At 42.2% G+C, this 13,262-nt stretch carries 13 protein-coding genes; 5 read left to right on the forward strand and 8 right to left on the reverse strand.

All coding sequences use genetic code 11. The features are described from left to right. Positions 1-13: 13 nt before the first annotated feature. From gcvH to EJ103_RS13580, 3 genes are all read right to left on the reverse strand, one after another. Positions 14-403 carry a glycine cleavage system protein GcvH gene (gene gcvH / locus EJ103_RS13570; RefSeq protein WP_004587592.1) on the reverse strand — a complete coding sequence of 130 codons (390 nt, stop codon included), beginning with the start codon at positions 401-403 and terminating at the stop codon, positions 14-16. Positions 404-475: 72 nt separating this feature from the next. Beyond that, positions 476-1,558 carry a glycine cleavage system aminomethyltransferase GcvT gene (gene gcvT / locus EJ103_RS13575; RefSeq protein ID WP_004587593.1) on the reverse strand — a complete coding sequence of 361 codons (1,083 nt, stop codon included), beginning with the start codon at positions 1,556-1,558 and terminating at the stop codon, positions 476-478. Between the two features lie 98 nt (positions 1,559-1,656). Beyond that, positions 1,657-2,256, reverse strand: coding sequence for a hypothetical protein (locus tag EJ103_RS13580; RefSeq protein ID WP_126008156.1), 600 nt, complete (start codon positions 2,254-2,256; stop codon positions 1,657-1,659). A gap of 126 nt (positions 2,257-2,382) precedes the next feature. Between EJ103_RS13580 and EJ103_RS13585 the strand changes: the two genes are divergently transcribed. Further along, positions 2,383-3,231: a LysR family transcriptional regulator gene (locus EJ103_RS13585; RefSeq protein WP_029772013.1), complete on the forward strand. Its 849-nt coding sequence runs from the start codon at positions 2,383-2,385 to the stop codon at positions 3,229-3,231. A 198-nt stretch (positions 3,232-3,429) separates the two neighbouring features. On the opposite strand, the gene rlmB is transcribed toward EJ103_RS13585, so the two are convergent. The 5 genes from rlmB to EJ103_RS20170 all read right to left on the reverse strand — a co-directional run bounded on the left by rlmB (position 3,430) and on the right by EJ103_RS20170 (position 8,699). Next, the gene (rlmB, locus tag EJ103_RS13590; RefSeq protein WP_024033280.1) at positions 3,430-4,173 is read right to left on the reverse strand and encodes a 23S rRNA (guanosine(2251)-2'-O)-methyltransferase RlmB; all 744 of its coding nucleotides are present in this window, start codon (positions 4,171-4,173) and stop codon (positions 3,430-3,432) included. Beyond that, a complete protein-coding gene (gene rnr / locus EJ103_RS13595) occupies positions 4,170-6,671 on the reverse strand; it encodes a ribonuclease R (protein WP_126008158.1) in 2,502 nt (833 codons plus the stop codon). Before rnr ends, rlmB begins: the two co-directional genes overlap by 4 nt. A gap of 146 nt (positions 6,672-6,817) precedes the next feature. Further along, on the reverse strand, positions 6,818-7,432 hold the full coding sequence (locus EJ103_RS13600) for a response regulator transcription factor (RefSeq protein ID WP_004587598.1): 615 nt from the start codon (positions 7,430-7,432) through the stop codon (positions 6,818-6,820). A gap of 2 nt (positions 7,433-7,434) precedes the next feature. After that, the gene (locus EJ103_RS13605; RefSeq protein WP_126008160.1) at positions 7,435-8,532 is read right to left on the reverse strand and encodes a histidine kinase; all 1,098 of its coding nucleotides are present in this window, start codon (positions 8,530-8,532) and stop codon (positions 7,435-7,437) included. Continuing rightward, positions 8,529-8,699, reverse strand: coding sequence for a hypothetical protein (locus EJ103_RS20170; RefSeq protein ID WP_164521627.1), 171 nt, complete (start codon positions 8,697-8,699; stop codon positions 8,529-8,531). The genes EJ103_RS13605 and EJ103_RS20170 overlap by 4 nt, the downstream gene beginning before the upstream one ends. Positions 8,700-8,857: 158 nt before the next feature. Between EJ103_RS20170 and EJ103_RS13610 the strand changes: the two genes are divergently transcribed. The 4 genes from EJ103_RS13610 to queG all read left to right on the forward strand — a co-directional run bounded on the left by EJ103_RS13610 (position 8,858) and on the right by queG (position 13,251). Next, on the forward strand, positions 8,858-9,724 hold the full coding sequence (locus tag EJ103_RS13610) for a DMT family transporter (RefSeq protein WP_024033283.1): 867 nt from the start codon (positions 8,858-8,860) through the stop codon (positions 9,722-9,724). After that, entirely contained in the window at positions 9,721-10,422 is a 702-nt protein-coding gene (locus EJ103_RS13615; RefSeq protein ID WP_055252750.1) for a glycerophosphodiester phosphodiesterase family protein, read from the forward strand. The genes EJ103_RS13610 and EJ103_RS13615 overlap by 4 nt, the downstream gene beginning before the upstream one ends. A gap of 360 nt (positions 10,423-10,782) precedes the next feature. Beyond that, positions 10,783-12,000 carry a methyl-accepting chemotaxis protein gene (locus tag EJ103_RS13620; protein WP_126008162.1) on the forward strand — a complete coding sequence of 406 codons (1,218 nt, stop codon included), beginning with the start codon at positions 10,783-10,785 and terminating at the stop codon, positions 11,998-12,000. 117 nt (positions 12,001-12,117) lie between these two features. After that, positions 12,118-13,251: a tRNA epoxyqueuosine(34) reductase QueG gene (gene queG, locus EJ103_RS13625; protein WP_055252897.1), complete on the forward strand. Its 1,134-nt coding sequence runs from the start codon at positions 12,118-12,120 to the stop codon at positions 13,249-13,251. Positions 13,252-13,262 lie beyond the last annotated feature (11 nt).

Below are 13,262 nucleotides of genomic sequence, written 5' to 3' on the forward strand. Positions count from 1 at the left end.
TCTACTTAGAGTATTACTCTTCGTCGATTGTGTTAGCGTAGTCTTCTGCGCTAAGTAGGTTTTCAAGCTCTGACTCGTCAGTTGCTTTAATGCGGAATAACCAGCCGTCACCATATGGGTCGTTGTTAACCGTTTCTGGTGCGTCTTCTAGCTCTTCGTTAATCGCTACAATTTCGCCGCCAACTGGTGCGTAAATGTCTGATGCAGCTTTAACCGACTCTGCTACTGCACAATCTTCGCCTGCATCTACTGCATCGCCTACTTCTGGTAGTTCTACAAATACCATGTCGCCAAGCAGCTCTTGCGCGTGCTCAGAAATACCCACAGTAAATGTACCGTCACCTTCGTTGCGAACCCACTCGTGAGAAGAGGCGTATTTTAAATCGCTAGGGATATTGCTCATTATTTTGTTCCTTTGGTTTATATTGGGAGGATACCAATCACAATAATTATTGTGATTGGTATAACCAAATTTTTAAATGATTGATTTGCCGTTACGTACAAAGCTAGGCTTTACTACTTTAACGTTAACTAATTTTTTGCGCATTTCTACTTGGGCTGTATCCCCTGTTGAACGCGGTACACGTGCAAGGGCTACACTAAAACCAAGTGTTGGTGAGAAAGTACCTGAGGTAATTACCCCTTCTCCACCTTCAACAATTACTTTTGAGCCGCTACGCAATACGCCTTTTTCTTCAAGCACTAAACCAACAAGTTTATGGGTGCTTTTTTCGGCGCGTTGCTTAACAAGTACGTCACGACCAATAAAGTCACGATCTTCTGGTTCCCATGCAATGGTCCATGCCATGTTAGCTGCAAGTGGCGATACGCTTTCGTCCATATCTAGGCCGTAAAGGTTCATACCTGCTTCTAGACGTAGCGTGTCGCGTGCACCTAAACCGGCTGGCGCTACACCTGCATCTAGCAGTTGTTGCCATAAATCGGCTGCTTGCTCGTTCGGTACTACAATTTCGTAACCGTCTTCGCCAGTATAACCCGTTGTGGCAATAAATAAATCACCCACTTGTACACCAAAAAATGGCTTCATGCCTTCAACGGCTGCTTGTTGCTCAGCATTTAAAAGTGTGGCTGTTTTTGCTTTTGCATTAGGGCCTTGTACTGCAATCATTGCAAACTCTGGGCGCTCAGTTACGGTTACTGTAAAGTCGGCAGATACTTTAGCTAAGTGAGCTAAATCTTTTTCGCGGGTGGCAGAATTTACCACTAAGCGATAAAACGTTTCGCTAAAGTAGTAAATAATTAAATCGTCGATTACGCCGCCTTGCTCGTTAAGCATGCCCGTGTAAAGCGCTTTACCTGGTACGGTTAATTTTGCTACGTCGTTTGCTACTAACTTACGTAAAAATGCTTTTGCTTGTTCGCCTTCAATATCAACAATGGTCATGTGTGATACGTCAAACATACCTGCATCGGTACGCACTGCATTGTGTTCTTCTATTTGTGAGCCGTAGTTGATTGGCATTTCCCAGCCATGAAAATCAACCATTTTTGCGCCTGCTTCAAGGTGCTTAGCATGTAGTACAGTTTTAGAAGTCATAACATTCCTTCACTTTTAAATTAACCCTGTGCGGGCGTGGCTTAAATAGATTTAACTAAACAGGCAAACACGGTTATGTTTACCGGTTATTTTATGTATTAGGCAGCTTCGTTTTGCATTAGGGCAAAACCTTGTGCTTGTAAGTGCTGTTGCCATTTTTGTAGTTCTTGTTGCTTGGCTACTAACACAAAGTGCTGTTCGTCGTTTTTATCTATGGCGGTAATAAATACTTCGCCGCTTTGCGCGCCATAGCATAGTTGTGGGTTTGATAAACGCAGCCCTGGCGTTAATTTAAACGCGCTAATTAAGGTATCAAATGCGTTTGCTCCACACAGCGCAAGAGTTGCAAGGTCGCTACGTAGTACATAATCAATATCAAAACGAAGTTGCTGCTCGTTTATCAGTGCTTGTAATTGCAAGCTTGCGCTGTACGGTAATACAAATCTAAATGCGGTTTCGCTAAAGTAATAAACGGCAAAGCTGTAATCAGAATTTAAATCGCCATCAAGCGTGCCTTTTAAGCCTAAGCCGCTGGCTGTAAGCTTTGTGAGATCTAACCCTAAAATAGTGCTTAAAAATACACTGGTTTCACTGCCACTAAAATCCATTACAACGAGGTTGTTATTTGCTTGCACGGCATTGGTAACTGCACTTGCAGCATTGCTGTGGCGGGCAAACATTATTGGGTTAAAAGTCATAACAAACACCTGTGTATTTTTGATACCAAAAGTATATTGCGCCACTGTGACAACAACAAATTGTAATTATTTATCAATTGATAAATAATACTTATATATGTAGCTATATAAATTGTAATTTTAAATATGAAAAACATATCAACCGACAGTTTGCGTACCTTTGTAATGGTTGTTGAGGTAGGTGGATTTGCAAAAGCCGGCGACCTTCTGGGGTTATCGCAACCTGCGGTAAGCTTGCAAATTAAACGCCTTGAAGATTTACTCGGTTATAAATTATTTAAAAAGCAGGGCCAGCGCCAAGTGCTTAATCAGTACGGTGAGCTACTTTTGCCTATGGCAAAACAAATGATGCAGTATAACGATGCTATTTTGCAGCAGTTCACCTCAGAAAGCATAACCGGTAAAGTGCGCTTGGGTATTCCTAGCGAATTTGCAGCACGTATTTTACCCTCTATTATTGGTGATTTTGTCTCGCTTTATCCTGAGGTATCGCTGGAGGTTAAATCGCGCTTAAGTAAACATTTACTGTCAGCCTCAAGGCAAGATCAATTTGATCTTGTTTTAGCACTTAACGAGCGCCTTAATTCAGACAAGTTCCCTATTTTTATGCAAGACGAGCTAGTATGGGTGGGCGACCTAGCACAGGCAAAAAATGAGGTAGTAACCTTAGTCACCGCGCCCGAGGGCTGTATTTATAGGCGCCGCGCTACAGATGCACTTAAAAGTGCCAATATCAAATACCGTATTGTTTACAGCAATGCCGATTTAACCGGCCTTATTGCCGCTTTAAAAGAAGGCTTGGGTATTACTGTACTGGCTAAAAGTACGGTGCCAAGCGATCTTAATTTTCAGGCGCAAAGTAAATATTTACCAGCTCTTGGTAGCATAGGTATTAGCTTAATAAAAAGCGGCGGGGAGTCTGAGCACGCAGTAGACAAACTCGCTGAGTTTATCGCATTACGTTTAGGCTATTAGTGCGCGTTGGCGATTTGCTTAACCTGTAAAATTACAAACTACGCTACATAAAAAACGCCAAGGTTAAAATAACCTCGGCGTTTTGTAAGCTAAATTTGGCGCTAACTAAATCCCTTATTTAAACGATTAAATAACGAATTTTGTCTATCGACACGCTTAGCTGCCTAAAAATAAATATATTAATTAAGCAACTGGATATTAGTTATTTACGTTACGTTGGCGTAGCACTTCAAATAAACAAATACCGGTGGCTACCGATACATTTAAGCTAGAAACACTTCCTGCCATCGGAATTTTAACTAACACGTCGCAATGCTCACGCGTTAAACGGCGCATGCCCTCGCCCTCTGCTCCCATTACTATTGCCATTGGCCCAGTAAGGTTTGCATCAAACACGTGGGTGTCTGTTTCACCTGCGGTGCCCACAACCCATACGCCTGCGTCTTTAATTTCGCGAAGCGTACGCGCCAGGTTTGTTACCTGAATAAGCGGTACAGTTTCGGCTGCGCCACAGGCTACTTTACGTGCTGTGCCGTTAAGCTTGGCCGACTTATCTTTAGGTACAATTATAGCGTGTACACCTGCTGCATCTGCGCTACGTAGGCAGGCACCTAAATTGTGTGGATCGGTTATGCCATCTAGTACTAATAAAAACGGCGTGTCTTCGCGAGCAATGATCTCATCTAAATCTTTTTCGTTGTAAACACGCGCAGCTTTTACATTGGCAATAATGCCTTGGTGCTGTTCATCGTTTGCTTTGTTATCTAGCGCTTTTCGCTGCATAAATTGTACAGAAATACCAAATTTACGTGCTTCATTAATAATCGGGGTTAAGCGCTTATCATCACGACCTTTAAGGGCATAAATTTCTAAAAAACGCTCTGGCTCTTTTGCTAAAATTGCTTCAACAGAGTGAAAGCCAAAAATTAATTCATTACTCACGTATTGTTTGCTCCTGGGCTATTACGTTTACGGGCATTTTTGCCTGGTCTTTTAGGCTTTTTAACTGCCTTTTTTTTCGGTTTTTTCTTAGCGGTGGTTTCAGCGGCTTTTTTACCGGCTGGCTTTGCGCCAGACTTACCCGCTGGTTTGCCTTTACTTTTACTGGCTGGTTTTTTACCAGCTTTGGGTTTTTCATCGCCTGATGTGTTTTTTCCAGGGATTTTACCCGCTTTAAGCTGCGATCTTACACTTGCTGGTGCATGGCTTGATTTACCGCGCCCTGCTCCTTTAGCTGAGCCACGGCGACGCGCGTATCTATCTTGAGCTACATCACCACTGAGCGTTAAATTTATACGGCGCTCATCTAAACTTACCGAAGCAACTTGTACCGTTACTTTATCGCCAAGGCGGTAAACGGTATGTGTATGCTCGCCAATTAGGGTGTGTTTTGCACCATCATGATGGAAGTATTCATCACCTAAATTAGTAACATGGATCAGGCCATCAATTTGTAAGTCGTCTAGGCGTATAAATAAGCCAAAGTTAGTAACGGATGAAATAACCCCGTTAAACTCATCACCCACGTGGTCTTGCATAAACTCACATTTAAGCCAGTCGGCAACTTCACGCGTTGCGTCGTCTGCGCGGCGCTCGGTGGTTGAACACTGCTCGCCTAGTTGATCTACTTCATCATCGGTGTACGCGTATGCGCCCGATGTTTGCTGACCTTGTGCTTTTATTACCGCTTTAATTGCACGGTGTACCACTAAATCAGGGTAACGGCGAATCGGTGAGGTAAAGTGTGCGTACGCAGGCAGCGCTAAGCCAAAGTGGCCTATGTTGTCTGGCTGATAAACCGCTTGCTTCATTGAACGAAGTAGCATGGTTTGAATAAGCTCGGCCTCAGGGCGGTCGCCTAAACGGGCTAACACTTGGGTAATTTCTTTCGGTGTTGGCTCATCATTTAATGTGCTTTGAATGCCAAGCTCACTTAAAAACTGAGTAAAGTTACCTAGTTTTTCTTGATCTGGCTCATCGTGCACACGGTAAAGCGCGCTGGCTTCGTGTTTTTCTAATAATTTAGCCGCCGATACGTTGGCTAAAATCATACATTCTTCAATCAGTTTGTGCGCGTCGTTACGAACAACTGGCACAATTGATTCTATTTTACGGTGTGCGTTAAATACAAAACGCGTTTCTAGCGTTTCAAACTCAATAGCACCACGGGTTTGGCGCGCCGACTTAAGCGCCATATACATTTGCTGTAAGTCAGTTAAATGTGGCACAACAGGTGCGTATTCTTCGCGTAATTTTTCATCGCCTTGTAAAATGGCATTTACTTTGGTGTAGGTTAAACGCGCATGTGAGTTCATCACCGCTTCGTAAAACTTATAACCCGAAAGCTTACCTGCGTCTGATACCGTCATTTCGGCCACCATACAAAGGCGGTCTACTTTAGGGTTAAGCGAACATAAACCGTTCGACAACACTTTTGGCAGCATTGGAATTACTTGCTCAGGAAAATACACTGAGTTACCGCGAGCAATCGCTTCTTTATTTAGCGGCGTGTTCATACCTACATAATGTGATACATCAGCAATGGCTACCCATAAGCGCCAGCCGCCAGATTTTTTACGCTCACAATATACGGCATCATCAAAGTCGCGGGCGTCTTCACCATCTATGGTGACCAGTGGCAGGTCGCGTAAATCTACACGGCCTTGTTTGTCGGCTTCATCAACAAACTCACCTAAATGAGCTACTTGTTCTTCTACTTCTTCTGGCCAAACATGAGGAATATCGTGATTGCGCAGTGCCACTTCTATTTCCATACCTGGCGCTAAATGCTCGCCCAGTACGTCAATAATTTTACCTACCGCGTTCATGTTACGGCTAGGATTTTGAGTGATTTGCACTTGCACCATTTGGTTATGGCGCGCGCCGTTTTCACTGCCTGGCAGAATAATAATATCTTGGGTAATACGTGGGTCTTCGGCTACAACAACTGCAATACCATGCTCAACAAAATAACGCCCTACAATAGGTGCGCGCTCGTTGGTGAGTACTTTAATTATGCGGGCATCACATTTTGAGCCTGAGCCACGTTTTGTGCCTTTAGCAAGTACGATGTCGCCGTGCAGCACCATGTTCATTTGATGCTTGGCTATAAACCAATCTTTGCTCTCGCCTTCAACTTCTAAAAAGCCAAAACCGTCTCTGTGGCCAATTACTTTGCCTTTGGTTAAACCGGCTTCGTCAATTAGGGCGTAACATTTAAACTTATTAAAATACAATTGGCCATCGCGCTCCATGGCACGAAGGCGGCGCTTAAATGCAATTTGGCGTTCGGTATCGTTTACAGCTAATTCATCACAAAGTTGCGTGAAGTTAGCAGGTTTTGAACGCTCTTGAAGGTGAGTAAGTATAAACTCACGACTAGGGACTGGGTTTTCGTACTTTTCTTGTTCTCGGCTGAGATTTGGATCTTGGTTTGACATTCACTATCTTGTTAGTTGGTTATGTAGGTATTTTAACCCATATACGTAAAATGAGACAGGTAAAAGCGTATGAAACTTTTAATAAACCGCTTTAATAAGTAAAACATACGCTTAATCGACTTAATCATCACTTAATATAAGCGCGATTATAACCACCCTTTTTGCTTTGCAATACGCGCTGCATCTACGCGGTTAGTGGCATTGAGTTTTGCGATAGCATCGGATAAATAATTACGTGTTGTGCCTTCGCTTATAAACAGCTGTTTGGCTATGTCGCTTGTTTTTAAGCCATCGCTTGCAAGCTTAAGTGCTTTGCGCTCTTTATCGGTGAGCGGGTCGGCGTCATCAAGCGCGTTAATGGCAAGCTCTGGATCTATAACCTTTTGCCCTTGCATTACTTTTTTAAGTGCATTGATAAGCTCATCACTTGGTGCTTCTTTTAAAATGAAACCTTTAACGCCTAGGGCGAGCGAGCGCCTAATATAACCAGCTCGCGAAAACGTGGTCATAATAACCATTTTAATGGTTGGGAACGTGGCCGCTATTTGCTCACTTAGCTCTATACCGCTCATGTGTGGCATTTCAATATCGGTTAAAATTATGTCTGGCAATGCCTCATCGGCCAGTGCTTTTATTGCATTAAGGGCATCTTGGCCGTTACTGGCTTGGCCTATCACTTCAATATTAAAATCAAGGCTTAACAATGCCCCTACTGCGTCGCGCACGAGTGCTTGATCTTCCACTAAATATACTTTGATCATTGTTAATCCTTAGCTGAAATTGGCAGCATTACGTTTAAAGTAAACTTCTCGCCACAGGTAAACGTGGCATGGCCATTAAGTTGCTCTGCACGCTCTTTAATACCATTTAAACCGTTACCTGCGTTTAACGTGCTGCAAGGTGCGTTATCAACCACACTTATATGCAGCTGATGCTGTGTTTGCTCTATATTTATTTCGCCGTTTTTATTACTGCTATGGCGTAATAAATTAGTTACCGCTTCTTTAATTATAAGCCCTGCGATCCCTTCTACTTTAGGTGGCAAAGTATTTAATACAACATTAAAGTTAACGTTAAAGTCTTGCTCTATTAGCCTTTGTTTAAGCTGGGCTATTTGGCTTATTAAATTAAGTTGCTTTAAATCGCTTACGGCGTTTCTTACATCGCTAAGTAACTGCCTTGCTAGATCTGCTACTTGTGCTATTTCGTTATTGGCTTGTTCGTAGCGCTCTCCTTGATTTAGCTTATTAGCAAGCTCAGCTTTTAAAGCAATAGATGATAGTGAGTGGCCTAAAATATCGTGCAGGTCGCGCGCTATTCGTTCACGCTCAGCAATGGCAGCTAATTGCTCTAGTTGGTTAGCGCTTTCTTGTTCGCGCTTTTTATGCAGGCGCTCTTTTTGGGTTGCAATGCCAAAAGCCAGCAGCGCCCCTGATATTAATAAAGTGCCGGCTAAAAAGTATTTTATGTTTGCTATATCTGCCAAATAGGCGCTTAACGCCACCGTAAATATAAGGCTAAAAACGGCATATAATCTGCTTTTTTTAGCGTATGACTCACCAGCTATAAACGCGATAAAACCAAATAATGTAGAGGTCCCGGTGGTATAAAGTGTGGCGCTAAAACACACCACTAACATAATAACAAACAGCGTTGTTATACGCTTTGTTTCACAGTGCATGGCTTTTATGTAAAGCAAAATAAATACAATATAAAACGCCACGCTCATTACAATGGTATTGACTGGCAAGTTAGATAGATTAAAAAGAGTCGGAAGCAAATAAAACCCAGTAAAAATTAAAGGTGCGTATTCCCAAAACTTTTTATTACTGGGCTTTGAAAGCGTATTTGTTGTACTCATGCCACTGCCCCTAGTTCATTGTTATTGCTTATAAAATTATTTTTATTAATAAATATAAATAACACAAAAATACTAATGAGTATAAAGTAATCATTTATTGAAACACTAAAGCTAAGTGATTCTAAAAACTCGCTAATAGCGAGACTTATTAAAATTAACGTATTCATAGCCACCTCCCATTAAGATAAGTTAACTATGCCAAAGCCAAAAAATAATAAGAGTGTGAAATGTCATTAACTTTGCTGACATTTGTCATGTTTTAAAAATTTCATCCTGTGAGTTCGCACCCAGTGATAAGATAATAAAAAAAGGAGTTCTCATTTAAATGCAGCCACAACAGCAAAGCCTGATTTACTTACATATTGCCGTGTTACTTTTTGGGGGCACCGCCCTTTTTGCAAAGTTAATAGGGTTAAATGCAATTGATATTACGGTGTACCGTACCGCTATTGCTGGCATGGCAATTTTGGCTATGCTGTATTTTCAAAAAAAACAAATTAAGTTAAACAAACCAAAAGATTACCTCATTGCGTTATTTTTAGGTGTAGCGGTAGGCATGCATTGGGTTACTTACTTTGCAGGCATGCAAATGGCGGGCGTAACTGTGGGTATGCTGGCTTTTTTTAGCTACCCAGTAATGACGGTGTTTTTAGAGCCCTTGTTTAATAAAAGCAGGCCCCAAGCAAAAGATATTATAAGCGCAGCTGTGGTTGTATTAGGTATATATTTACTCGTACCCAGCGCAAATTTAGGCGACGATGTAACCTTAGGGGTTATTATGGGTGTGGTTTCGGCTTTGTTTTTTTCGATTAGAAATATTACCCATAAGCGTTTTTTTAGCCAGTATGGCGGCCCACAAACCATGTTTTATCAAACCTTAGTGGCAAGTGTTATGCTTTGCGCATTTATTAAGGTCCCTGTGTATGAGGTGAGTAACCACGACCTTATTTTAATTGCTGTGGCGGGTATTATTTTTACCGCTACACCGCACTCGCTGTTTGCAGCGAGTTTAAAGCACTTATCGGCAGCTACTGCGGGGTTAATTTCATGCTTGCAGCCGCTTTACGGCACTTTGTTGGCTATTGTTATTATTCATGAGCGCCCAACGCTACTAACACTTATTGGCGGTGCACTTATAGTCAGTGCAGCCTGTTTTGAAACGTGGTCTATTACTCAAAAGGCTAGAAAATGAAAATATTTGCGCACCGCGGGGCAAGCGGCAATTACCCTGAAAACACTAAAAGCGCTATTTTAGAAGCGTTAAATGTAGGGGTAGATGGCATTGAAGTTGATATTCAAAGTGCGCTTGATGACTATATGCTTATACACGACTCGTGGCTAGATAGAACCACCAGCGGGCACGGTAAAGTAAGCGACTTTACGGCGCAGCAACTTAGTCTGTTGGATGCCGGTAACGGCGAGCAAATCCCCACTCTACAGCAATTACTTGATTGGAATAACAATAAAACATTACTCAATATAGAGCTTAAACATACCTTTGAGCTTGAAAAGTTTGCCACTATTTTAAACAACAATATTGCTAAAGGCGTTATTACTAAAGGTAATATTTTAGTGTCGTCGTTTGATCACCATCAAATTCATTGGCTTAAAAATAGGTTACCGTGGTTACACATTGGCGCGTTAACCTCATCAATTCCATTAAATTATGCACAGTTTGCTCAACAGTTAAATGCGTATAGTGTTCATGTAGACAAAAGCTTTGTAAATAAAGCTTTTGTAGATGATGCCATAGCGCGAGGCCTGCAAGTTTATGCCTACACCGTAGATAGGCCAGAAGACATGGATTTTATGCTAAAAATTGGGGTGCATGGTATTTTTACTAATTACCCCGCTCGTTCTAAAAAATATTTAGCAAACATTATTACTTGAGTTAACGGTAACTTAGTCGATAATCTAGCTAGGGCGTGATGATCTTTGCGGATTGAAATTTGTTCAATCTAGGGGCGATTAAATCGCGGCGCAAGGCTTGTAACCTAGTGAGCTAAGTAAAAACCGAGTAAAGCTTCCGCGTCCTGCTCACGCCCCTTACCTACATCCATGTAGGCAACAAAGAGTTTATCGCCCTTAGGCAGAACCCAAAGGGCAGCGCATGTTTGGCATTTATGCAGCGTTATCGCCTATTTATGGGGAATAACCACACTTCATAGGCTCTGCCTTGCCTAAAAGCCAAACATACTGCTGCAAATTCAACCATCAAAGGTCAACACGCCCTAGATGGGTAAGCAATAAATGAGTGGTGTAATGCAATTTTATAATTATATTGAGCGAACATTTTTTTATACACTTACGCGTAAAATAGTGGGTAATTTAAGCTTTGTTTTTTTGTTTCAGGCCATTACCTTATTTTGGTTATATCAAAGCTTAAGCGAGCAGCACAGTACTAGCGCATTTTGGTTGTTAACCTTGGTTATTGTAGCGGGCTTTGCCTTTACTATTTTTTATATGCGCTATTTAATAGTGCGCCCTGTAAAAGCTATGTGCGACACTTTAGTAAACATAAACCAGCAAGAGGCTAATTTAGCCGCCAACTTACCGCAATTTTCTTTTGACGAATTTAAAGAACTAAGTACGCAATATAACTTATTTACTAACCACTTAAGTGATTTACTAAGTACAACTCACGCCAGCGCTAAAGCCAGCGAGCAAAGTAATGTTGATGTAAATACCGCTATGCAAAATACGCAGCACTTAAGTGAGCAGCAAACTCAGCTAAGCCACAATATTATTAATGCGAGTAACCAAATAGTGCAAAGCTTAGAGGGCATAGTGAGCAATACCGACAGCGTGCATAGCGTTAACAGCGAGCACTTAGACTTTGTTAAGCTTTCGTCGCAAGAGCTTGCAAGCTTAGTCGATAAGGTGTCGCTTATTGGTACCTTGCTGCAAAGATTTTCTAAAACGGTGTCTGGCCTTAAAGAAAACAGCGAAAACATTCGCAGCATTTTAAAAATGGTTGAGGAGTTTTCGGATCAAACTAATTTACTGGCACTAAACGCTGCCATTGAAGCGGCACGCGCTGGCGAAGCTGGTAGAGGGTTTGCGGTTGTAGCTGATGAAGTACGTACATTATCGGTAAAAGTAAGTGGCGCAACCCGACAAATAAGCGACTTTATTAACCAAATGAATGAGCTGGTTAACGAAACCAACCAAGAAAGTGAGCAGTTAATTAGCCACTCAGGTACCGCACAAAGCGCAATTAGTAATACCTCTGAAGGGTTTAAAACAATGCTAGGTGAGTTTGAACAAAACCAACAGCAGCTACAGCAAATAGCAGATGCGGTGCATACGCTAGAGCAAGCGCAGCAGCACACTCACCAATCGGTAGAGCAAATTGTTACCTTAGGCGAGCAAGCTAAAAGCGCTATTGATCATGCACTAAGTAATAGCCAGCAATCACATGCACTTAGCCAACAAACGCAACAGCAATTAAAGCGTTTTGTGCAATAAGCAATTACAAAACAAAAGCCGAGCGGTATATTGCCTTAATATTTTAACTGGCAACATTCAACAGCGCTTTATAAATATGGTAAATTACGCAGCTAATTATTTAAGTGTGTAATGTGTGTGAGTAACTCAACCCCCAACTACCAACAGCTAGCCAAAAATATTAAAGCCTGGGGCCAAGAACTCGGCTTTAGTGAGGTGGGTATTACCGATATTGACCTATCTAAACACGAAGCACAATTACAGCGCTGGTTAGATGCGGGCTACCATGGCTCCATGGATTATATGGCAGCCCACGGCATGAAACGCGCACGCCCTGCTGAACTAGTCCCTGGTACCCAGCGGGTTATTTCGGTAAAAATGAACTACCTGCCTCCTGATGCTAGTTTTGCCAAAACACTAAAAAACACTGAAAAAGCCTACATTAGCCGCTACGCATTAGGGCGTGACTATCACAAATTAATGCGCAACCGACTAAAAAAGCTGGGCCAAAAAATAGAACAAGAAATTGGCGATTACGGTTTTAGGCCATTTGTAGACTCCGCGCCTGTGCTTGAGCGCCAGCTTGCTGAAAAAGCGGGATTGGGCTGGCGAGGTAAACACTCTTTATTAATAAACCAAGAAGCTGGGTCGTGGTTTTTTTTAGGTGAGCTTTTTGTTGATTTACCGCTGCCAATTGATAATGAAAATACGTTTGAAGGCTGCGGAAAATGCGTTGCTTGCATTACGCTTTGCCCAACAGGGGCAATTGTAGAGCCGTATGTGGTAGATGCACGCAAATGTATTTCGTACTTAACCATTGAGCACCAAGGGCCTATACCTGAGCAATACCGTGCATTATTGGGGAACCGAGTTTATGGCTGCGACGATTGCCAATTGGTTTGCCCATGGAACCGTTATGGTCAAATTACCGATGAGCAAGACTTCCATCCCCGTACGCAATTAAAAAACAAAGACTTACTTGAGCTATTTGCCTGGGACGAACCTACATTTTTAAAAAATACCGAAGGTAGCCCAATTCGCCGTATTGGTCACGAACGTTGGCTGCGTAATTTAGCGGTGGGTTTAGGCAATGCCGATTTTAGCCCTAGCATTATTAACGCTTTAGAAAGCAAACATGAGTCTAGCTCGCAGCTAGTAAAAGAGCATATAGAGTGGGCGCTTGAGCAACAAAATAATAAACAACGAGAACAACTTCGTAAAACGCAGCGCCTAATTAGAATTGTCGAAAAAGGCTTACCTCGTGATGCGTAAATCACTCTGGT

It is taken from the genome of Pseudoalteromonas sp. Xi13 (assembly GCF_003952205.1).
GTDB lineage: Bacteria > Pseudomonadota > Gammaproteobacteria > Enterobacterales > Alteromonadaceae > Pseudoalteromonas > Pseudoalteromonas atlantica.

Bases quoted from the DNA above. Each gene is read 5' to 3' on its own strand.
- EJ103_RS13610 (WP_024033283.1), top strand. From the start codon at position 8,858: ATGCAGCCACAACAGCAAAGCCTGATTTACTTACATATTGCCGTGTTA.
- EJ103_RS13580 (WP_126008156.1), bottom strand. From the start codon at position 2,256: ATGACTTTTAACCCAATAATGTTTGCCCGCCACAGCAATGCTGCAAGT.
- EJ103_RS13600 (WP_004587598.1), bottom strand. From the start codon at position 7,432: ATGATCAAAGTATATTTAGTGGAAGATCAAGCACTCGTGCGCGACGCA.
- EJ103_RS13585 (WP_029772013.1), top strand. From the start codon at position 2,383: ATGAAAAACATATCAACCGACAGTTTGCGTACCTTTGTAATGGTTGTT.
- EJ103_RS13605 (WP_126008160.1), bottom strand. From the start codon at position 8,532: ATGAGTACAACAAATACGCTTTCAAAGCCCAGTAATAAAAAGTTTTGG.
- EJ103_RS13615 (WP_055252750.1), top strand. From the start codon at position 9,721: ATGAAAATATTTGCGCACCGCGGGGCAAGCGGCAATTACCCTGAAAAC.
- rnr (WP_126008158.1), bottom strand. From the start codon at position 6,671: ATGTCAAACCAAGATCCAAATCTCAGCCGAGAACAAGAAAAGTACGAA.
- gcvH (WP_004587592.1), bottom strand. From the start codon at position 403: ATGAGCAATATCCCTAGCGATTTAAAATACGCCTCTTCTCACGAGTGG.
- EJ103_RS13620 (WP_126008162.1), top strand. From the start codon at position 10,783: ATGAGTGGTGTAATGCAATTTTATAATTATATTGAGCGAACATTTTTT.
- gcvT (WP_004587593.1), bottom strand. From the start codon at position 1,558: ATGACTTCTAAAACTGTACTACATGCTAAGCACCTTGAAGCAGGCGCA.
- EJ103_RS20170 (WP_164521627.1), bottom strand. From the start codon at position 8,699: ATGAATACGTTAATTTTAATAAGTCTCGCTATTAGCGAGTTTTTAGAA.